The organism is Ancylobacter sonchi (assembly GCF_018390695.1).
Classification (GTDB): domain Bacteria; phylum Pseudomonadota; class Alphaproteobacteria; order Rhizobiales; family Xanthobacteraceae; genus Ancylobacter; species Ancylobacter sonchi.
The window spans coordinates 1-18922 of the sequence record NZ_JAHBGF010000016.1; the positions used below are offsets into that span (position 1 = coordinate 1).

Here is an 18922-nt window from a genome sequence, read left to right on the forward strand (position 1 = left end):
ATCCCCTTCGGCCTGTTCGGCAAAACCGCCTTCATGGCCGAACGGGTGCTGGGCAACGTCGTCTCCTCCGGCATCAAGGTCATGGTGCTCGCGGTCATCATCGGCATCGGCTCGACCCTGTTCGGCCAGTTCACCGCGGGGTTTGGGGGGCAGACGCCAACCATCGATGATGCGATGGCCATCGTGCTCGCCGCGCTGTCACTGCTCGGCCTCGGCATCTTCGGTCCCGGCATTGCCGCCGGCCTTGTGTCCGGTGGCCCACAGCTGAGCGCCGGAGCGGCCATCGGCACAGGCCTCGCCGCCGGTGGCGCCCTGATGGCGGCCGGCGGTGCCGCCAGCCTCGCAGTTCGGGGCGGCGGGGCCGCACTCTCGGCGACGGCGGCTGCGGCGCGCGGTGGTGCGACAGCCTACAGCATTGGTGCGGCCGGTCAGTCCGGCATGGCGGGTGTCACCTCCGGTCTCGGTGGCCTCGCGCGGGCCGCAGGCGCCGCCGCCGTGTCACCGCTCACGAACACCATCAACGGCACGGCCTCGGCTTCCGCGGCCGGTGACGTGCCCGACTGGGCGAAGCGCATGAAGCGCGGCCAGTCCCTTCGCCATGGCGTCTCCGCCGCCGCCCATGCTGTCCGTTCCGGCGACAGCCATGCCGGCGGCTCTTCCGTTTCCCTCAGTGAGAGCGACCGCTCATGAGCCTCTTCAAGCGACCCGCGACCCATTCCGGCACCTCGCCCGAACCCGTCACGCCCTATCAGAAGGCAGCCCAGGTCTGGGATGAGCGCATCGGCTCGGCCCGTGTGCAGGCAAAGAACTGGCGGCTGATGGCGCTTAGTAGCCTGTTCCTCTCGGCCGGCTTTGCCTCGGCGCTGATCTGGCAGTCGACGAGGGGCACCGTCATGCCCTGGGTGGTCGAGGTCGATCGTCTCGGCCAGACGCAGGCCGTTGGACCCGCCACCGGCGATTATCGCCCCACCGATCCGCAGATTGCCTGGCATCTTGCCCGCTTCATCGAGCAGGTGCGCAGCCTGCCGGCCGATCCCGTTATCGTGCGGCAGAACTGGCTCAGGGCCTATGAATTCACTACCGATCGCGGCGCCGCCGCTCTGAATGATTATGCCCGCGCCAACGATCCGTTCACACGGGTCGGCAAGCAGCAGATCGACGTCGAGGTCTCCAGCGTGATCCGGGCCTCCCCGGATTCCTTCCGCGTCGCCTGGGTCGAACGACGGTACGAGAACGGCCAGCTCGCCGCCACCGAGCGCTGGAGCGCGATCCTGACCCTGGTGATTCAGCCGCCGCGCGATGTCGAGCGCCTGCGCTCCAATCCGCTCGGCATCTATGTCAACGCCATCAGCTGGTCGCGGGAGATGAGCCAGTGAAAACGTCCTTCCGTAAACCCGCATCTCCGGCTTTCCGCCGATCCGCCTTTGCGGTTCTCCTGTTCTCGGCACCCGCGCTGGGGGGCTGCGCATCGGCACCGAAGCCGCCGCAGATCAGCTATGACAGTGTGGTGCCGGCGCTACCGGCGGTGCCGACAGTGGTTCCGGATGAGCATCCGCGCCCGCTCCACACGCCGCCCGCCTGGACGCCGGCAAAGGGCGGTACGGACGCCAAAACGGCCGTCGCTCGCGTCGAGAACGCCAATGCGGCGGCCCGCGTGGAGCCGCGCCGCGAGGGCTATTACAACGCCATCCAGATCTATCCCTGGAGCGAGGGCGCGCTCTACCAAATCTATGCAGCGCCGGGCCAGATCACCAACATCGCACTGGAGCCGGGCGAGAGCCTGACCGGCAGCGGACCCATCGCGGCGGGCGACACCGCGCGCTGGATTATCGGTGACACCGAGAGCGGCGAAGGGGCAAGCCGGCGCGTGCATGTGCTGGTGAAGCCGACGCGGGCGGACATCTCCACCAACCTTGTCATCACCACCGACCGACGCAGTTACATGATCGAGCTGCGCGCCGGCGAGAAGCCCTATATGCCGGCCGTCGTCTGGGCCTATCCGCAGGTTCCGGGAGCGCAGCGCCCCAGTATTCCGCCGGCCCCGGTCATTCCGAGCTTCGCCGCCCGAAACTACCGCTATGCGCTCACCGGGGACACGCCGCCCTGGCGGCCAATGGCCGTCTATGACGACGGGCGCAAGGTCTATGTTGAGTTCCCGCGTGGCATCGTGCAGGGCGAAATGCCGCCGCTCTTCGTCATCGGAGCCGACGGTGAGGCGCAGATCGTCAACAGCCGCATCCACCAGAACATCCTGATCGTCGATCAGCTGTTCGGTGCGGCCGAGTTGCGCCTCGGCGGCGGCGAGCGCCCGCAGAAGGTACGGATCGAGCGCACGGACGGGAGGCCGGCATCATGAGCATCCCCGACAATCATGACCTCGAGGCGGATCTCGGCGCTCGGACCACCGATCACGCCGCGGCAATGCGGCTGCGTCCCGAGCCGCCGCGCGTCACGCGTCTCTCGCGCAAGGTCCTCGCCGGCGCCGGGCTGGTTGTCAGCCTCGGCATAGGCGGCGCCCTGATCTATGCGCTGCAGGGGCGCGATAAGGGCACCGGCGGCGAGGAGCTCTACTCCACCCAGAACCGCTCCACGGCCGATGGCCTTGCCGGCCTGCCACGGGACTACACCGGGCCGATCCTGGGTCCGCCGCTGCCAGGCGATCTCGGTCGGCCGATCCTTGAGGCACAGAACCGCGGCCAGCCCGTTGTGCCGCCGACACTGACAGCGACACAGGTCGATCCCGAGCAGCAGCGGCGCCTCGCCGAACAGGAAGCCGCGCGGACCAGCCGCGTCTTCTTCCAGGCGGCGCAGGCTCGCGCGCCGGCGCCATCAGTGAAGAGTGCTTCCGGCTTCAGCGGCCCTGGCTCGGCAGGAACGAGCGGCACGTCCTCACCCCAGGATCGCCAGCTTGCCTTCCTCAATGCCACTGTGGATCGGCGCGTCGTCGCATCCGATCGAGTCATGGCACCGGCATCGCCCTACGTGCTGCAGGCGGGTGCCGTCATCCCGGCCGCGCTGATAACCGGCATACGTTCCGACCTTCCGGGCCCGATCACCGCCCAGGTGATCGAGAACGTCTATGATAGCCCGACCGGCCGCATCCTGCTCATCCCGCAGGGCACGCGGCTGCTCGGCCAGTACGACAATGGCGTCGGCTTCGGTCAGCGCCGCATCCTGCTGGTCTGGAACCGACTAATCTTCCCCAATGGCCGCTCCATTGTGCTGGAGCGCCAGCCCGGCACCGATGCGCAGGGCTATGCCGGCCTCGAGGACGCCGTCGACATGCACGGGTGGGACCTCGCCAAGGCGGTCGGGCTCTCGACTCTGCTCTCCGTAAGCGCCGAGCTCGCCATGGATGATGAGGACGAACTGATCCAGGCGCTGCAGAGCGGGGCGCAGGACACCATCAACGATGCCGGGCAGGAGATCATCCGCCGGCAGCTGCAGGTCGCGCCAACCCTGACTATCCGGCCGGGATTCCCGGTGCGGGTCATGGTCACCCGCGACCTGATGCTCGAACCTTACAGGTACTGACTATGGCGAAGCTCAAACTCGGACCCATCACGAACGACAAGCCAGTAAAAGTGGCGCTGTCGCTGCCCGGGGCGTTGCACCGCGATCTTGTCGCCTATGCCGAGGTGCTCGCGCGGGAAACCGGCGAGCCGGCCCCGGATCCCGTGAAGCTCATCGTACCCATGTTGGAGCGCTTCATCGCCACCGATCGCGAGTTCGCCAAGGCGCGCCGCGAGGTTGGCGGCGCTGCGAGCATCAGCGTGTCGCTGCCCGCTCCTGGGCCATCTTCCGTGTGAGGCTGAGCAAGGTGCGCACCGCCGGATTATCGTTTTTCGGCGAATAGATCACCGAAAACGGGATCGCCTCGCCGGCAAGAGGCCGATACACAACCTTCCGCAGGCTGATGACCGTCTCGGATTCCAGCACCGGCACAATCCCGCGCCCCGTGGCGACGAGACCAAGAAGGCTGTAGCGGGCAAGCTGCTGCGTGCTGATACGCGGGGAGATGTCGAGCTCACGGAATTTGCGTCCAAGGAACCCGCGCACCTCGTTGCCCGAGCCTTGGGTGCGTACCAAGAAAGTCTCGTCGGCGAGATCGCCCCATGAGAGCTGCTCACTCTGGGCCGGGCGGTGCAGGCGCGGCAAGGCGAAGAACAAAGGTTCGGTCCACAGAGGGATAGCATCGCAGTCCGCCCAGCCTTGCCGGCCGAGGATGTAAGCGGCATCGAGATCGAACCGCCGGATCGCGGCCGCATGGCTCTCTGCAGGGGCCTCCACGAAATCGATGTGCACACCGGAATAGCGCTGGTCGTACCTGTGGAATAGGTCGGCCAGGAAGCCGGAGGCCAGCTTCGAGAACAGTCCGATTCTCAGGTGACCTTCTTCCACACGACCGAACGCCGCGGCCTCCTCGCCGGCCTCGCGAATCTGACCCAGCGCCTGCCGTGTCCGGCTGAGATACCTTTGCCCCGCCAGAGTGAGGTTCACACCGCTTGAGTGCCGGATGAACAGCGAGACACCGATCTGATCCTCAAGATCCCGGACGCTCCGGCTGATGGACGACTCCTTGACCTCAAGAGTGACCCCCGCCTTGCGGAAACTTCCGTGCTCGGCGGCCGCCACGAAATAGCGCAGATGACGCAATTCGATCGAGGGTGATAACGGTGCAGCCATCCGGATTCCGGCGTTTTGAAAAACTTCTGGATATTGATACCCAAAGTTGCGGCCGGGTCGAGGGTTGCAAGGGGCTTTGCAACGCGGCCGTTGGGGCGCGCGCCGCCACGCGCAGCGCATAGACAGAGCGTCGCCGCTTCGAAAACCCCCGAACGCACGCCATAGCATCCGGGAATTTTCTTTCGGGAGCATAGATTCTGCTCAGAATGTCGCGTTCGGGGGCGAATCTAAGCAGCAAACGACCCGAAGGGCGCTTGCTAACTATCTGATTTTACTAGGAAAATTTGGAGCGGGCGATGGGATTCGAACCCACGACCCCAACCTTGGCAAGGTTGTGCTCTACCCCTGAGCTACACCCGCCCGCTCCTGTCGAGACCGGCCGGCAGCGCCAGCGACCTCGAACGGGCGCCTCTATGCCCCATGCCGAGACGGATTGCAACGCCCTTTGCTACAGTTTCGCGAAGCCTGTGGAAATGTCGGCGCCTCAGACGCCGCCGACCGGGGACAGGGCGAAGTCGCGCGCGGCGGCAACGAAGAGGTCCACCTCCGCCGCCGTGGTGGCGAAGGACGTGACCAGCCGCACCACGTTCGGCGCCCAGCGGTCGGCATAGAAATAGAAGCCGGCCGCCAGCAGCGCCGCCGCCATTCCGTCCGGCAGCTTGCAGAACAGGATGTTGGCCTCGGCCCCCTCCTGCACCTCCACGCCTGTCACCTCGGCCAGCCCGCGTCCGAGCCGGTCCGCCATCGCATTGGCATGATGGGCATTGGCGAGCCACAGATCGTCGGCGAGATAGGCCTCCATCTGCGCGGCGAGGAAACGCATCTTGGAGGTGAGATGGCCGCCACGCTTGCGGCGCAGCGCCAGTTCCTGCGCGCGCTTCGGATCGAAGGACAGCACCGCCTCCACGCCCATCGCGCCGTTCTTGGTCGCGCCGAAGGAAAGCAGGTCTACCCCGACCTTCCAGCTCATCTCCGCCGGCGAGACGCCGAGCGCCGCCACCGCATTGGCGAATCGCGAGCCGTCCATGTGCAGCGCTAGCCCCGTTTCGCGGCACACCGCGCCGAGCGCCGCGACCTCGTCGGGCGTGTAGAGCGTGCCAAGCTCGGTCGCCTGGGTGATGCTGACGCAGGCCGGCTGGACGGCATGCACGTCGCCCTTGCCATCCCGGGCCTTCACCAGCAGGGCTTCGGGATCGATCTTGGCCAGCGGCCCGTCGACCGGCACCAGCTTGGCGCCACCGGTGAAGAATTCCGGCGCGCCGCATTCGTCGTTCTCGATATGGCTCAGCGGATGGCAGAGCACCGCCCCCCAGGGCGGGGTCGCCGCAGCGAGGCACAACGTGTTGGCGGCGGTGCCGGTGGTCACCAGCAGAACCGTCACCTCGCGCTCGAACAGCTCGGCGAAGCGACGCTCCAGCTGCGCGCTCACCTCGTCGGCGCCATAGGATCGCGCCGTGCCGCCATTGCAGGCGGCGAGCGCCTCGAGGATCTGCGGCGACACGCCGGCCATGTTGTCGCTGCCGAAGGCCGGCATACGGGTGGGCGAGGCGGGAGAGATCGTCACGGCAGCTTCCTTCCAGTTCCAAGGTCGCCAGTTCCCAAGTCACCAATTCCTGGCGCGGCGACCATCCTTATCGCTCCGCCGCCCGGCGGCGGGCATCGGCGACCACGTCCACAAAGCCTTGATAATCCAGCGCGGCGGCCACCTTGTAGGGTCCGACCAGATAGACCGGCGTGCCCGGCAGCTGGAGCGCCTTGGCCTGCTCATTGTTGCGCTTGAGCACCCCGGCGATCGGCTCGACATGCTTGTCGACGTCGATGTTCAGGCGGGCGAGATCGAGGCCAGCGCGCTTCAGCGCCTTGCTCATGCCCTCCTCGTTCATGGAACGGCTCTGCAGGCCCATAAGCGCGTGATGGGCGGCCTCGTAGCGGTCCTGGTACTTGGCGGCGAGAGCGAGCCGGGCCGCCGTCACCGACGATTTATGCAGGATCGGCCAGTCCTTGTAGACGAGGCGGATCTTGCCGTCGGTCTTGATCAGCTTGGCCAGCGCCGGCGTCGCACCTTTGCAGTAGCCGCAATTGTAGTCGAAGAAGGCGACGATGGTGACGTCACCGGCCGGGTTGCCGCCGACCGGCACATCCGGATCGAACAGCAGCGCCTGCACGTCAAGCGCCGGCGCCGCCGATGAATTCTCCTCCGCCAGCGGCGCCGTCAGCACCGCGCCGAGCGAGACGCCCATGGCGGAGCGCAGGAAGGTGCGGCGGTGCATCGGACATCTCCAGGAGGGCGCGACGGACGCGGGATGGCGAAAATCGAGGCAGCTAAGGCTCTGAGCGGAAACGGATTCCCTCAAGGATGATGCGGCTGACATTCTCGGCCGCCGCGTTCGCGAAAGCCTCGTCGCCGAGACCGGTGCCGAGCAGCGCGTCGATCTGGCCGGCGAAGTCGGCATAATGCTGCGTCGTCGCCCAGATGGCAAAGATGAGGTGGTGCGGGTCGACCGGGGCCAGCTTGCCGGCGGCGCTCCAGTCGCGGATCATCGCTGCCTTGGCGTCGACCAGCTGCTTGAGCGAGGTTTCCAGCTCATGCTTCAGCAGCGGCGCGCCCTGCACGATCTCCAGGCAGAACAGCCGCGACGCCTCCGGCTGGGTGCGCGAGAACAGGATCTTGCGGCGGATATATTCGCCGATGGCGACAGTCGGATCCGCCTCCGGCTCGATGGCGCGCAGCGGCGCCAGCCACTCGTCGAGCAGGCGGCTCAGCACCGCGACGTAAATTTCCTCTTTGGAAGCAAAGTAATAGAAGAGGTTGGTCTTGGAGACCCCGGCATCCTCGGCGATCTGCTCCACCGTGGTGCCGTGCAGGCCGGCGCGGGAGAACAGGCCGAGCGCGGCGTCGAGGATGGCGGTGCGCTTGGCCTCGATCTGCTTCAGCCGGCGCGGGGTCTTCGGGTGAGCGGTGCGCTGGCCGGGCGGGGATTTGGGCGCCGCCGGCGCCTTGGCCTTGCCGGCTGGATTCCGCGTGACCGCGCTGCGTGCCAACGACCGATACTCCTTCCACGTCCCGGACTGACATGACATGGAAATCAACGGCGTCGCAATATGAAGCGGCGTTCCGCCGCTTCGGAGATTGCGATGTTCGATGTCAAGTCATTGATTTTGGTTGGCTTTATCTCCGTCTCGGCGGTTACCGCAGCCGCTCAGACGGCGCCGATCACGGTGCGGGCGACGCCGATCGAGCACTTCGACGCCTCCGGCCGCACGCGGATCGGCGCGCTGGAATTCCGTGGCGGCCTGGTACTGGCCTCGCCGGAGGCCCATTTCGGCGGGCTGTCGGGTATGGCGCTCGACGCCACCGGAGAGAAGCTTATCGCCTTGACAGACAAGGGTTATTGGCTCTCCGCCACCCTCACGAGCGAGGAGGGGCGGCCGACCGGCCTCGCCGATGTGCGCATGGCACCGCTGATGGCCGCCAACGGGCGGGAGCTCGCCGAGCAGGGGCTCGGCGACAGCGAATCGCTCGCCCTCACAGGGCAAGGCGTGGTGGTCGGCATCGAGCGTCGCCACGAGATCTGGAGCTTTCCCGGCCCGGACCCGCTGGCGGCGAAAGGCAAACAACTGATATCTTTCAAAGGGATAGCCGAGCTTGGCTCCAATGAGGGTATCGAGGCGCTGGCGATCCCGCCCGAGGGCAAGCCGGCGGCGCTGATCGCCATCGCCGAGCAGGATCCGAAGGACCCGACCATCCTGCCCGGCTTCCTGTTCTCGCCGCTCGACAAGCCCCGGCTCGTGGGACGCTTTGCCATTGAAAGGATTGACGAATTCAGCGCCACCGACCTCTCGCTCGGGCCGGATGGCAAGGCCTATCTACTGGAGCGCCGCTACGACCCGCTGCGCGGGGTGGCCATGCGCATCCGCCGGTTCGAGCTGGCGCAACTCGTTGACGGCGCTCGGCTTTCCGGCGAGGTACTGATGGAGGCGCACCGGGCGGCGGCCATCGACAACATGGAGGCGCTGGCGGTGACGCGCAACGCGGCGGGCACCATCCTGCTCACCGTGCTGTCGGACGACAATTTCTCGCCGCTGCAGAAGACCGTGCTGCTGCGCTTCGCACTGGTGCCGTGAGACCGGTGCGGTGGACGATCAGGCCGACGGGCGGGGAAAGATGGCCGATCAGGCCGAGGTGCCGGAGACCGGCGCGGTCCAGGGCTTCAGCCGGCCCATCAGCGCGCCATAGGGCACCAGGGCGACGAGCGCACAGGAGAGCTTCACCAGGAAGTCGAAATAGGCGAGGCCCATCCACAGCGGCACCGTGATGCCGGTCGAGGCATAGGTGACGGGGACGGACATGTCGGCGTCGCCCGCGAAGGCTAGGGAGAAGAACAGCACCGTGTCGAGCGCCGAGCCGAGCAGGCTACCGGCGAGCGGCGCCTGCCACCAGCTCATGCGGCGCAGGCGGTTGAACACGGTGATGTCGAGCAGCTGGCCGACCAGGAAGGCGCTGCCGGAGGCGAGCGCGATGCGCGGGGTGGCGAGCCACACCGACAGCAGCACCGCGAGGGCGAAGCCGGCATAGACGACGCGCCGCGTCACCGCCGGTCCGAACCGGCGGTTGGTCAGGTCATTGACGAGAAAGGCGAGCGGATAGGTGAAGGCGCCCCAGGTGAGCGCCTCCTGCAGACCCCAGAACTGCACCGGGTACTGCACGGCGACGTTGGAAGCCGCCACCACCGCCATCATGGCGAGGATGGGCAGCATCAGCGCCCGCAGCGAGACCCGCGTTCCGGCGATCCGCATCGGCTCAGGCCCGGATCACGCCGCGACGGCTTCAGCCGAGGCCTTCACGACCGCGCGCTTCAGCTCGACGGCCTTCTGCGACAGCTCTTCGGCGCGGGCCTTGAGCAGGAACGCATCGAGACCACCGCGGTGATCGACGGTCCGCAGGGCATTGGCGCTCACGCGCAGCTTCACCGACCGCTTCAGCACGTCGCTGGTGAGCGTGACGTTCACCAGGTTCGGCAGATAGCGCCGACGGGTCTTGCGGTTCGAGTGGCTCACGAGATTGCCGGTCAGAACCGCCTTCCCGGTAAGTTCACACCGACGGGACATCGTGGACTTCCTTAATGTTCGCAGCTGCCGCGCGCCGGACCCGAATATCGAGCCTTGCGATCTTGCAGGCAGCATCCGTGAAAGAGTGCGCTCCTATAGGCAAGCGGCCCGCACACGTCAAGGCTCAAGACAGAGCGGTGACATGATGGGCGCGGGACGCGGAAGCGGGCCGCGACGGCTGCCGGCGACGCCCGCCGGGGCCGGAAGCCTCGCGCGGGTGCCTCGCGCACAGGTGATGGGCGCGGGCCGCGGGCGTCACAGTTCCGCCGGCTTCGACGGCCATCGGAAATCATAATAGACTGATTCCCCACTGTGATTCACGGCCCGCGCCGCGCGGCCGCCGGAGCCTTTCATTCATGCCGCGTCCCGTGCCGCGTCTTCTGTCGCCTTCGCGCCTGCCACGCCTGCTGGCATTCGCCGGCGTAGCCTTGGCCGGGACAGCCTTGGCCGGCGTCTCCCCCGCCCTCGCCGACGGCAAGCTGGAAGCGCGCTACAAGCTGTCGCTCGCCGGGCTGGAACTCGGCCGCGCCGCCTTCCTGCTCGAAGTGGACGACAATTCCTATACCGCCTCCGGCAGCGCCCGTCTCACCGGCGTGGTGCAGGCGATCTCCTCCGGCAAGGGCTCGGCCGGCGCGCGCGGCACGGTGCAGTCGGGCGCGCTGGTGCCGCGTTCCTTCGCCATGGAAGCGGAAACCGAGAAGAAGGCCGAGGCGATCCGCCTGTCGCTTGCCGGCGGCAACGTCACCGACGCCAAGGTGGAACCGCCGGTACCGCCCGCCGACGACCGCGTGCCGATGGCCGACAAGGACAAGCGCGGCGTGCTCGACCCGATGACGGCGGCTTTGTTCCTGGCGCCGGGCTCTGGCGACCTGATGGCGCCGAAAAATTGCGAGCGGCTGCTGCCGGTGTTCGACGGCCGCCAGCGCTACGACCTCGACCTCAGCTTCGAGCGGGTCGACCAGGTGAAGGCCGAGAAGGGCTATGCCGGCCCGGCGCTGGTGTGCCGCATTTCCTACAAGCCGGTGGCCGGACATCGCGCCAACCGCACCAGCGTCAAATTCATGATGCGGAACAAGGAAATGTATGTGTGGTTGGCGCCGGTCGCCGGCACGCGCGTGCTCGCCCCGTTCCGCGCCTCGGTGGCGACCGCCATCGGCGTGGCGCAGATCGAGGCGGTGTCGTTCCAGACCGAGCCGATGGTCGCCAAGGGCGCCGGCGCCGCGCCGGCCAAGGCGGGCGTGCAGTAGGGCGGACGCCCGCGCGGGACGTTTCTCCTGTCTATTCCTTTATAGCGGTGTCGAGACCCGCTTGCGCCAGCAGCCCGGCGAGCGCGGCGTCGTCCTGCTCGAACAGCGCCAGCATCGCCGCATGGGGATTGCCGGCGAGGCCCAGCACGGCGGCGAAGGCCGGCTCGGTCTTCAGCCCGGCCTGCCGCCGCGCCATCACCGCCGCCCGCAGCCCATCGCCGCCCAGCGCCAGCAGGCGCTGCTCGACGCGAAAATGCCGCCAGCCGGCCTGCCCGGCGACCGGGCACGGTGCCGCGAACACCTCGAACGGCCAGCCCGCCGCGGTGAAGCTCGCCACCACCGGCCGGCCATCCTTCCGCCACTGCCAGAGCCGGAAATGTTGCTCCCGGCGAAACTCATCCCACATGAGACGGGCGACGGCCTCCGGCTCACGCGCATGGCAGACTATGTCGATGTCGATGTCGCTGCCGGCGAGGTCGAGGCCGAGCGGCGGCGTGCCGACCACATGTGGGTCGAAGCCGGCGAGGCGGTCCATGAGGCCGGTTGCCGCCAGCGCGGCGCGGTAGTCGCGGATGGGAGTTGGTGACGTCGATGCGATCATCCTGTTTCCCTGCGGCGGCGCGCGTCGCCGCCTCGCCCGGCGGACCGATTCGCCGATGGCGCGCATCCCATGCTAGAACGGCCGCCCTTCCGGCTCGACGGAACGGTCGCCGCATGAACGTTACCTGGTGAACGTCGTCTTATGAACATTGCCGCCCCGCCGGACATTGCCCGCGCCGCCCACGCCGCCTCGCTGAACCCGCTGCCGCCCCGCCTGCGCGCGCGCGGCGTCACCGCCGTGCTCGGGCCGACCAATACCGGCAAGACCCATCTCGCCATCGAGCGCATGCTCGGCCATTCCTCCGGGCTGATCGGCCTGCCGCTGCGCCTGCTCGCCCGCGAGGTCTACCAGCGCCTCGTCGAGCGCGCCGGCGCCGACCAGGTGGCCCTCGTCACCGGCGAGGAACGCATCAAGCCGCCGCATGCCCGCTACTGGGTGGCGACGGTGGAGGCGATGCCGCGCGACCTCGACGTCGCCTTCGTGGCGCTGGACGAGATCCAGATCGCCGCCGACCTCGATCGCGGCCACGTCTTCACCGACCGGCTGCTCAACCGGCGCGGCCGCGAGGAGACGCTGCTGCTCGGCGCCGCCACCATGCGCCCGCTGGTCGAGAAACTGATCCCCGGCGCCAATATCCTGGTGCGCCCGCGCCTGTCGCAGCTCACCTTCGCCGGTGAGAAGAAGATCACCCGGCTGCCGCGCCGCTCCGCCATCGTCGCCTTCTCCGCCGACGAGGTCTACGCCATCGCCGAACTGGTGCGCCGCCAGCGCGGCGGCGCGGCGGTGGTGCTCGGCGCGCTCTCCCCGCGCACCCGCAACGCGCAGGTCGCGATGTACCAGAACGGCGATGTGGATTACCTCATCGCCACCGACGCCATCGGCATGGGGCTCAACCTCGACGTCGACCATGTCGCCTTCGCCGGCGACGTGAAGTTCGACGGCTGGCAGTTCCGCCGGCTCAACCCCGGCGAGCTCGCCCAGATCGCCGGCCGCGCCGGCCGCGCCCAGCGCGACGGCACCTTCGGCACCACCGGGCGCTGCCCGCCCTTCGATGCCGAGCTGGTCGAGCGGCTGGAGAGCCATGCCTTCGATGCCCATCGCGTGCTGCAATGGCGCAACACCGCGCTGGACTTCGCCACGATCGAGACGCTGAAGCGCAGCCTCGCCGAGCCGCCGCGCGAGGAAGGCCTGACCCGCGCGCCCACCGCCGCCGATGTGGAAGTGCTGGAAGCGCTGGCACCGGACCCGGAGGTGCGCCGCTTCATCGGCAGCCGCGCCGGGGTGGAACGGCTGTGGGAAGCCTGCGGCCTGCCGGACTATCGCAAGGTGTCCCCGGCCTCGCATCGCGACCTCGTCGGCACCGTCTACGACCACCTGATGCGGCTCGGTCGCCTCGAAACCGACTGGTTCGCCAAACAAGTGGCCTTGGCGGACCGGACGGAAGGTGACATAGACACGCTGTCGGGACGTATCGCGCAGATCCGTACGTGGACCTTCGCGGCCAACCGTCCCGACTGGCTCGACGACCCGGAGCACTGGCAGGGGATAACACGGCGCGTGGAGGACCGACTCTCCGACGCGCTTCATGAGAGGCTGGCAAACCGTTTCGTCGACCGACGGACGAGCGTCCTGATGCGGCGCCTGCGGGAAAACGCAATGCTCGATACAGAAATCACCAAGACCGGCGACGTCGTCGTGGAAGGCCATGTGATCGGCCATCTGCTCGGATTCCAGTTCGCGGCGGACGCCTCCGCCGGCGGCCCGGAGGCGAAAGCCTTGCGCGCCACCGCCCAGAAGGCGCTGGCCGGCGAGATCGAGGCCCGCGCCACGCGGCTCTCGGAAGCCGGGGACGATGCCTTCGTGCTCTCCGCCGACGGCACGCTGCGCTGGATCGGCGACCCCGTCGCCAAGTTGATCCCCGGCGAGGAGGTGCTGACCCCGCGCCTCAAGATCATCGCCGACGAGCACCTGACCGGCACCGCCCGCGACGCGGTGCAGGCGCGGATCGACCTGTGGCTGAAGGCGCATACCGAGAAGCTGCTCGGCGCGCTGCTGGCGCTCGGCAAGGCCGAGGACGTCACCGGCATCGCCCGCGGCATCGCCTTCCAGCTGGTCGAATCGCTCGGCGTTCTGGAGCGCCAGAAGGTCGCCGAGGAGATGAAGACGCTGCCGCAGGAGCAGCGCGCGGTGCTGCGCGCCCATGGTGTGCGCTTCGGCGCCCATCACATCTACCTGCCGGCGCTGCTGAAGCCGGCGCCGCGCGCGCTCGCCGCCCAGTTCTGGGCGCTCAAGCATGGCGGGCTGCAGCAGAAGGGCCTCGACGAGCTGCCGCATCTCGCCGCCTCCGGGCGCACCTCGATCGCGGTGGACCCGGAGATCCAGAAGGGTCTCTACCGCGCGGTGGGCTTCCGCGTCGCCGGTGAGCGGGCGGTGCGCGTCGACATTCTCGAGCGCCTCGCCGACCTGATTCGCCCGGCGCTGGCCTGGCGCCCCGGCGCGACCGGCGAGAAGCCGGCCGGCGCCTTCGACGGCAGCGGCTTCACCGCCACCGTCGCCATGACCTCGCTGGCGGGCTGCGCCGGCGAGGACTTCGCCTCCATCCTGCGCTCGCTCGGCTACCGCATGGAGCGCCGCCCGGCGCCGGTGGAGCCGGCGGCGGAAGCACCTGCCTCCGAGACCGTGACGGTCGAGGACGTGACGGACGCCGCGACGGCGGAAGCCGGCGCCGAGGTCGTGGCCGACGCGACGGACGAGCCGGCAGCGGAACCCGTCGTCGAGCCGGCCGTGGAAGCGGTGGCTGACGAGGCGCCGGCGGTCGAGCTCACCGAGACCAGCGTCGAGGTGGCCGAGCCGGCCGAAGAGCCGGCGCTGGAAGCCGCCGCCGAAGTGGCCGAGGCTACCGAGATCGGCGAGGCCGCTCCGGTGGAAGCGCCCGTGGAAGCATCGGTCGAGACGGAGGCTGTCGAGGCGATTGCTGCCGAAGCTGCGACCGTCGAGGCAACTATTGCCGAGCCGGCGCCCGCCGAGCCGGCGATGATCGAGGTGTGGCGTCCGGGTCGTCCGGCCGGCCAGCCGCATCATCGCGGCGGCCAGCGCGGGGCTCCGCGCGGTGGCGCGCGCCAGGGTGAGGGCGCCGAGGGCGGACGCCGCTTCGAGCGTGGCCCGGCTCGCGAGGGTCAGCCGCGCGACGGCCAGCCCCGTGAGGGCCAGCCGCGTCCCGAGGGCGAGGCCGCCCGTGCCGCCGATGGCCGGCGCGACGAGAATCGCCGCGACGACCGCCGTCCGCGCCCGGAGCGCGGCGAGCGGCCGGATCGCGGCCCGCGTCCCGAGCGGAGCGAGCGCCCTGGCGGGCGCGAGGAGCGCGGCGAGCGTGGGGAACGTCGCGGCGGCGAGCGTCGCAACGAGTTCCGCGACGGCCCGCGCCACGACCAGCGGCCGGATCACCGCGCCGCCCAGCGCAACGAGCCGCCGCGCCGCGACAAGCCGGTGGATCCGGATTCGCCCTTCGCCAAGCTGCTGGCGCTGAAGGCGAAGATGGAAGCCGAAAAGGACGGCAAGTAGGAAGCCCCCCGGGCTTCCGGGAGGGCGGCCTTGAGCGGCGAGCGGCATCGTCTCGACGTCTGGCTGTGGCACGCGCGCTGCGTGCGCACTCGCAGCGCGGCGGCCGATCTGGTCCGCGCCGGCCATGTGCGGCTCAACGGCGCGCGGGTGAGCGCGCCGGCACAGCCGGTGCGGCTCGGCGACGTGCTCACCGTCGCCCTCGCCGGCCGGGTGCGGCTGATGAAGGTGACCGGATTTTCCGAGCGTCGGGGGGATGCGCAGGCGGCCCGCGAGACCTATCTGGATCTCAGCGAGCCGCTCGAGGGCGGCGAGGGCGCGTCGGAAGGCAAGCACTAGCCGGAATCGGGCACCCAGCCTCGCGGGAGCCCTGCGTCCGGGGCGGGTCTGCCCCTCGCGTCAGGCGGGACAGCGGTAGCCCGAACCGTTCGTGCCCGGTTGCGCGGCGGCAGGCGGTGCGCTAGAGCGCTCAGCGGCCGGGTGAGAGACCCGGCCCGCCACAGCGCTCTCGATAGGTTGATCGGGAGCATGTTCTCCTCGCAAAAGGCATTTCGGTTTTTGCGGAACATGCGCTAGGTAAGGGCCGCGGGTAAATCACGCGTCCCGCACGGAGATAGGATAAATGCCCTACGTCGTGACGGACAATTGCATCAAGTGCAAGTACACCGACTGCGTCTCGGTGTGCCCCGTCGACTGCTTCTACGAGGGCGAGAACTTCCTGGTCATCCACCCCGATGAATGCATCGACTGCGGCGTTTGCGAGCCGGAATGCCCGGCCGAGGCGATCAAGCCCGACACCGAGCCGGGGCTGGAGAAGTGGCTGCAGATCAACGCCGACTACGCCAAGGTCTGGCCCAACATCACCGACCGCAAGGACCCGCTGCCGGACGCCAAGGAGTGGGATGGTGTAGCCGACAAGCTACAGTATCTCTCGCCGGAACCCGCTAAGCAGGACTGACGACGCGACCCGCACGGCGGACGTTACGTCACCCGACCCGACGCGCAAGATTCGCGAGCGGCGGCGAGGCCGTGCGCACGCTGCGTTGCGGCAGTGTTTTGATTCTGTGCCGAATTGTGCTATAACCCTTTTCGAGCAGTCGATTGGGTTTGCCATGGCGCAACGCTCCGGATTTGGAGCGATCCCCCCGGAATTGATGAAGGGCTTGGTCTGACACGCCATTGGCGCGTGCCGGGGACCCCCCGATTTTCCGTCGTCGGCTGATGGTACGGCTCCGGTAATCCGCCGGTGCCGGGCGTGTCTTATGCCCGGAGCGATCCGGGATGGCAAGTCGGCCGAGGTGGCCGGGTGCCGAAGAACCGAGACCCAGGAGCAGGCTCAGCATGTCGACGAAGAAGCCGTCCACCAACGTCCGTCAGGGGTTCAAGACGGGCGAGCATATCGTGTACCCGTCGCATGGCGTCGGGCGCATCACGTCGATCGAAGAGCAGGAAGTGGCGGGCTTCAAGCTCGAACTGTTCGTCATCCACTTCGAGAAGGACAAGATGACGCTCCGTGTCCCGGTGCCGAAGATCGCCTCGGTGGGCATGCGCAAGCTTTCTGAACCGGCGGTGATGAAGAAGGCTCTGGAGACGCTCAAGGGCCGCGCCCGGGTGAAGCGCACCATGTGGAGCCGCCGCGCCCAGGAATACGAAGCCAAGATCAATTCCGGTGACATCGTCGCCATCTCCGAGGTGGTGCGCGACCTCTATCGTTCCGACGCCCAGCCCGAGCAGTCCTATAGCGAGCGCCAGCTCTACGAGGCCGCGCTCGACCGCATGGCCCGCGAGCTCGCCGCGGTGGAGAACCTGACCGAGACCGAGGCGATCAAGTCGATCGAGGCCAATCTGCAGAAGGGCCCGCGCCGGCCCGGCAAGGGCGAGGAAGCCGAGGCCGAGGACGTCGACGACACCGACACCGAGGAAGCCGCCGCCTGAGCGCGCCGCTTTACGACACACGAAAAGCCCGGCCTCGCGCCGGGCTTTTCTTTTGGCGCTGCAGTGCGGGGCGCCGGCCGTTAGCGGCCATGCAGGGGCGGGCGCCCTGTTTCCGTGGGAACGAGCGGGGCGGCGGGCCGCACGGCGTGATGGCGCGGGTATGGTACGGCGTAGTCCCGGGGGCGCAGTGCGGTGGGACGCCGGAAGCGGGGCGCCGTCCCCCTCTACACGCGCGCGCCTCCACGCGCGCGACGAATGGCTGGGCAAGCCGTCGACTGGGCGAGGCGACAGCCGAGAGAGGCAGCCGTCGAGGCATGACCCGATGGGAGCAGGCGCCTCGATGCCATGACGGCGTCGTAGCCGCACCGGGCGGGCGCAGGACATTCCGGCGTCGCCTATCGCTCGGACGGGGCGGTGGCGCCTAAGACGCAGCGCCATTGTCGCGGCTGCACCAGGCGGGGCTGGTCCGGCATCGCCGTCGCTCGGGCGGATCGGGGCGCCCCACATACCGGCAGAGCCGGGCATCCCAGGGAACAGGGCGGGGGTAGCGTCGCGCCGCCCGGCAAGATGCGGCAAGCATGGCGCCACCCTCCCGGCACGCGCCGCCAATGGCCGGGAGATGCCGATAGCTGGACGGACCGCGCGCTGAGCGAGCCATCCGTCAGCGGGGGCCTGGTGCGAAGCGGGCACATCGCGGCCCTGCCCGGTATCGCCGCCGCATCGTGCGGCGTTCCGGCACCGCATGTCGCTCAGACAGGTGGGTGCACGCCCTGTGATGCCGCGCCGGTGGCGCAGCCGTAACAGACGGGAGCGGAGCGGTCCGGCGCCGCGTATGGCTCAAAAGGGCGGACGAACCGCCAGGTGCCCGCCGAGCCGGGCATCACGGGATGTGGGGTGCGGGCAGTGGCATGCCATTCACCGCGCTTTGGGGGAGATGTTCACGCCGGCCCTCCCGTCGGACAGGACGTAGGAGACTGGCGCCCGCCGTCATCGCGAGCCCTTCGGGCCGAGCGAAGTGGCAAAATCCGGGGGACACGGTTGGCCCGAGCAAATAGCCGCAAGCCGTAGCTCGCTCGATTTGGCCTGCCGGACAGACGGACCAGACACCGCCACAAGTCATAGCCACCCGTCACAACCCGCGAGCTTCGGCCCGCGTGTCATCGTCCAGTAGTCTCGGCCCACCGGACACACCGGCCGGACACGCGCCCGCTCATTCCGCCGGCGTCGTGCCCTCGCGGGGACGGGCGACCGGGGCCATGCTCTCGAACACGCCGTCGCGACGGATGAGGGCGTGGAACAGCCCGGCCGCCAGATGCATCAGGATCAACGCGAAGAAGGCGAAGGCCAGCCAGACATGCGCCTGCCACAAGAGCGCGTGCAGCCCGGCATTCTGCGGCAGGATCGACGGCAGGCGGATGCCGCCATACAGCACCACCGGATAGGCGCCGGCCGACAGCATCGCCCAGCCGAGCAGCGGCATGGCGATCATCAGCGCGTAGAGCCCGTAATGCGAGAGATGCGCGGCGAGCTTCATCGGCGCCGGCATCGAGGCCGGCAGCGCCGGCGCGCCATAGACGAAGCGCACCGCCAGCCGGAGAAGCGCCAGCAGCAATATGACGATGCCGAGCGTCTTGTGGGCTTCGAGCAGCGGCAGGTATGTCGGCATCACCGTCGACACCATGCCCACGCCGATGAACAGCATGGCGAGGATGCCGACGGCCATCAGCCAGTGCAGTGCGCGCTGGAGGACGGTGAACCGGGTCGACTGAGCGTTCATCGTCTCCTC

Annotated in this window: 19 protein-coding genes and 1 tRNA gene; 11 read left to right on the plus strand and 9 right to left on the minus strand. The window is 68.7% G+C overall.

Going from position 1 to position 18922, the window contains the following annotated elements:
- From KHC28_RS07360 to KHC28_RS07380, 5 genes are all read left to right on the plus strand, one after another.
- A partial coding sequence (locus KHC28_RS07360) for a type IV secretion system protein (protein ID WP_214007702.1) occupies positions 1 to 690 on the plus strand: 690 nt, incomplete at its 5' end.
- Positions 687 to 1376 (plus strand): conjugal transfer protein TrbF, encoded by a 690-nt coding sequence (trbF, locus tag KHC28_RS07365; RefSeq protein WP_214007703.1) that lies wholly within the window; start codon positions 687 to 689, stop codon positions 1374 to 1376. The genes KHC28_RS07360 and trbF, both read left to right, overlap by 4 nt.
- Positions 1373 to 2356, plus strand: coding sequence for a P-type conjugative transfer protein TrbG (gene trbG / locus KHC28_RS07370; protein WP_214007704.1), 984 nt, complete (start codon positions 1373 to 1375; stop codon positions 2354 to 2356). Before trbF ends, trbG begins: the two co-directional genes overlap by 4 nt.
- A complete protein-coding gene (locus tag KHC28_RS07375) occupies positions 2353 to 3534 on the plus strand; it encodes a TraB/TrbI/VirB10 family type IV secretion system protein (RefSeq protein ID WP_214007705.1) in 1182 nt (393 codons plus the stop codon). Before trbG ends, KHC28_RS07375 begins: the two co-directional genes overlap by 4 nt.
- A gap of 2 nt (positions 3535 to 3536) precedes the next feature.
- Positions 3537 to 3809, plus strand: coding sequence for a DUF2274 domain-containing protein (locus tag KHC28_RS07380; RefSeq protein ID WP_214007706.1), 273 nt, complete (start codon positions 3537 to 3539; stop codon positions 3807 to 3809).
- Here KHC28_RS07380 and KHC28_RS07385 read toward each other — a convergent pair.
- The 5 genes from KHC28_RS07385 to rutR form a co-directional block, all read right to left on the minus strand.
- Positions 3769 to 4686, minus strand: coding sequence for a LysR family transcriptional regulator (locus tag KHC28_RS07385; RefSeq protein ID WP_214007707.1), 918 nt, complete (start codon positions 4684 to 4686; stop codon positions 3769 to 3771). The two genes, KHC28_RS07380 and KHC28_RS07385, sit on opposite strands and share 41 nt — an antisense overlap.
- A 285-nt stretch (positions 4687 to 4971) precedes the next feature.
- Positions 4972 to 5046: transfer RNA gene (locus tag KHC28_RS07390), tRNA-Gly, on the minus strand.
- A gap of 124 nt (positions 5047 to 5170) precedes the next feature.
- Complete coding sequence (locus tag KHC28_RS07395) at positions 5171 to 6250, minus strand: threonine aldolase family protein (RefSeq protein WP_312893126.1); 1080 nt, start codon at positions 6248 to 6250, stop codon at positions 5171 to 5173.
- Positions 6251 to 6317: 67 nt separating this feature from the next.
- Positions 6318 to 6956: a DsbA family protein gene (locus tag KHC28_RS07400; protein WP_214007708.1), complete on the minus strand. Its 639-nt coding sequence runs from the start codon at positions 6954 to 6956 to the stop codon at positions 6318 to 6320.
- Between the two features lie 52 nt (positions 6957 to 7008).
- Positions 7009 to 7728 carry an HTH-type transcriptional regulator RutR gene (gene rutR, locus KHC28_RS07405; protein ID WP_246564489.1) on the minus strand — a complete coding sequence of 240 codons (720 nt, stop codon included), beginning with the start codon at positions 7726 to 7728 and terminating at the stop codon, positions 7009 to 7011.
- A gap of 93 nt (positions 7729 to 7821) precedes the next feature.
- On the opposite strand from rutR, the gene KHC28_RS07410 reads away from it, so the two are divergent.
- Positions 7822 to 8811: an esterase-like activity of phytase family protein gene (locus KHC28_RS07410; protein WP_214007710.1), complete on the plus strand. Its 990-nt coding sequence runs from the start codon at positions 7822 to 7824 to the stop codon at positions 8809 to 8811.
- Positions 8812 to 8859: 48 nt separating this feature from the next.
- On the opposite strand, the gene KHC28_RS07415 is transcribed toward KHC28_RS07410, so the two are convergent.
- Both KHC28_RS07415 and rpmB read right to left on the minus strand, forming a co-directional pair.
- The gene (locus tag KHC28_RS07415) at positions 8860 to 9483 is read right to left on the minus strand and encodes a queuosine precursor transporter (protein WP_214007711.1); all 624 of its coding nucleotides are present in this window, start codon (positions 9481 to 9483) and stop codon (positions 8860 to 8862) included.
- Between the two features lie 15 nt (positions 9484 to 9498).
- A complete protein-coding gene (gene rpmB, locus KHC28_RS07420) occupies positions 9499 to 9795 on the minus strand; it encodes a 50S ribosomal protein L28 (RefSeq protein WP_214007712.1) in 297 nt (98 codons plus the stop codon).
- Between the two features lie 356 nt (positions 9796 to 10151).
- On the opposite strand from rpmB, the gene KHC28_RS07425 reads away from it, so the two are divergent.
- Complete coding sequence (locus KHC28_RS07425; RefSeq protein WP_214007713.1) at positions 10152 to 11042, plus strand: DUF3108 domain-containing protein; 891 nt, start codon at positions 10152 to 10154, stop codon at positions 11040 to 11042.
- Positions 11043 to 11073: 31 nt separating this feature from the next.
- On the opposite strand, the gene KHC28_RS07430 is transcribed toward KHC28_RS07425, so the two are convergent.
- Entirely contained in the window at positions 11074 to 11643 is a 570-nt protein-coding gene (locus tag KHC28_RS07430; RefSeq protein ID WP_214007714.1) for a DUF4269 domain-containing protein, read from the minus strand.
- Positions 11644 to 11784: 141 nt separating this feature from the next.
- Here KHC28_RS07430 and KHC28_RS07435 point away from each other — a divergent pair, with 141 nt between their 5' ends.
- The 4 genes from KHC28_RS07435 (at position 11785) to KHC28_RS07450 (ending at position 17136) form a co-directional block, all read left to right on the plus strand.
- Entirely contained in the window at positions 11785 to 15204 is a 3420-nt protein-coding gene (locus KHC28_RS07435; RefSeq protein ID WP_214007715.1) for a helicase-related protein, read from the plus strand.
- Positions 15205 to 15234: 30 nt separating this feature from the next.
- The gene (locus KHC28_RS07440) at positions 15235 to 15540 is read left to right on the plus strand and encodes an RNA-binding S4 domain-containing protein (protein ID WP_214007716.1); all 306 of its coding nucleotides are present in this window, start codon (positions 15235 to 15237) and stop codon (positions 15538 to 15540) included.
- Between the two features lie 283 nt (positions 15541 to 15823).
- The gene (gene fdxA / locus KHC28_RS07445; protein ID WP_214007717.1) at positions 15824 to 16159 is read left to right on the plus strand and encodes a ferredoxin FdxA; all 336 of its coding nucleotides are present in this window, start codon (positions 15824 to 15826) and stop codon (positions 16157 to 16159) included.
- Between the two features lie 383 nt (positions 16160 to 16542).
- Positions 16543 to 17136 carry a CarD family transcriptional regulator gene (locus KHC28_RS07450; RefSeq protein ID WP_214007718.1) on the plus strand — a complete coding sequence of 198 codons (594 nt, stop codon included), beginning with the start codon at positions 16543 to 16545 and terminating at the stop codon, positions 17134 to 17136.
- A 1210-nt stretch (positions 17137 to 18346) separates the two neighbouring features.
- Here KHC28_RS07450 and KHC28_RS07455 read toward each other — a convergent pair.
- The gene (locus tag KHC28_RS07455) at positions 18347 to 18913 is read right to left on the minus strand and encodes a cytochrome b (RefSeq protein ID WP_214007719.1); all 567 of its coding nucleotides are present in this window, start codon (positions 18911 to 18913) and stop codon (positions 18347 to 18349) included.
- Between the last annotated feature and the right edge of the window lie 9 nt (positions 18914 to 18922).

Excerpts from the sequence above, each read along its gene's own strand:
- trbF (WP_214007703.1), top strand. The coding sequence starts at position 687 with ATGAGCCTCTTCAAGCGACCCGCGACCCATTCCGGCACCTCGCCCGAA.
- KHC28_RS07375 (WP_214007705.1), top strand. The coding sequence starts at position 2,353 with ATGAGCATCCCCGACAATCATGACCTCGAGGCGGATCTCGGCGCTCGG.
- KHC28_RS07380 (WP_214007706.1), top strand. The coding sequence starts at position 3,537 with ATGGCGAAGCTCAAACTCGGACCCATCACGAACGACAAGCCAGTAAAA.
- KHC28_RS07385 (WP_214007707.1), bottom strand. The coding sequence starts at position 4,686 with ATGGCTGCACCGTTATCACCCTCGATCGAATTGCGTCATCTGCGCTAT.
- KHC28_RS07400 (WP_214007708.1), bottom strand. The coding sequence starts at position 6,956 with ATGCACCGCCGCACCTTCCTGCGCTCCGCCATGGGCGTCTCGCTCGGC.
- KHC28_RS07410 (WP_214007710.1), top strand. The coding sequence starts at position 7,822 with ATGTTCGATGTCAAGTCATTGATTTTGGTTGGCTTTATCTCCGTCTCG.
- KHC28_RS07415 (WP_214007711.1), bottom strand. The coding sequence starts at position 9,483 with ATGCGGATCGCCGGAACGCGGGTCTCGCTGCGGGCGCTGATGCTGCCC.
- rpmB (WP_214007712.1), bottom strand. The coding sequence starts at position 9,795 with ATGTCCCGTCGGTGTGAACTTACCGGGAAGGCGGTTCTGACCGGCAAT.
- KHC28_RS07425 (WP_214007713.1), top strand. The coding sequence starts at position 10,152 with ATGCCGCGTCCCGTGCCGCGTCTTCTGTCGCCTTCGCGCCTGCCACGC.
- KHC28_RS07430 (WP_214007714.1), bottom strand. The coding sequence starts at position 11,643 with ATGATCGCATCGACGTCACCAACTCCCATCCGCGACTACCGCGCCGCG.
- KHC28_RS07435 (WP_214007715.1), top strand. The coding sequence starts at position 11,785 with ATGAACATTGCCGCCCCGCCGGACATTGCCCGCGCCGCCCACGCCGCC.
- fdxA (WP_214007717.1), top strand. The coding sequence starts at position 15,824 with ATGCCCTACGTCGTGACGGACAATTGCATCAAGTGCAAGTACACCGAC.
- KHC28_RS07450 (WP_214007718.1), top strand. The coding sequence starts at position 16,543 with ATGTCGACGAAGAAGCCGTCCACCAACGTCCGTCAGGGGTTCAAGACG.
- KHC28_RS07455 (WP_214007719.1), bottom strand. The coding sequence starts at position 18,913 with ATGAACGCTCAGTCGACCCGGTTCACCGTCCTCCAGCGCGCACTGCAC.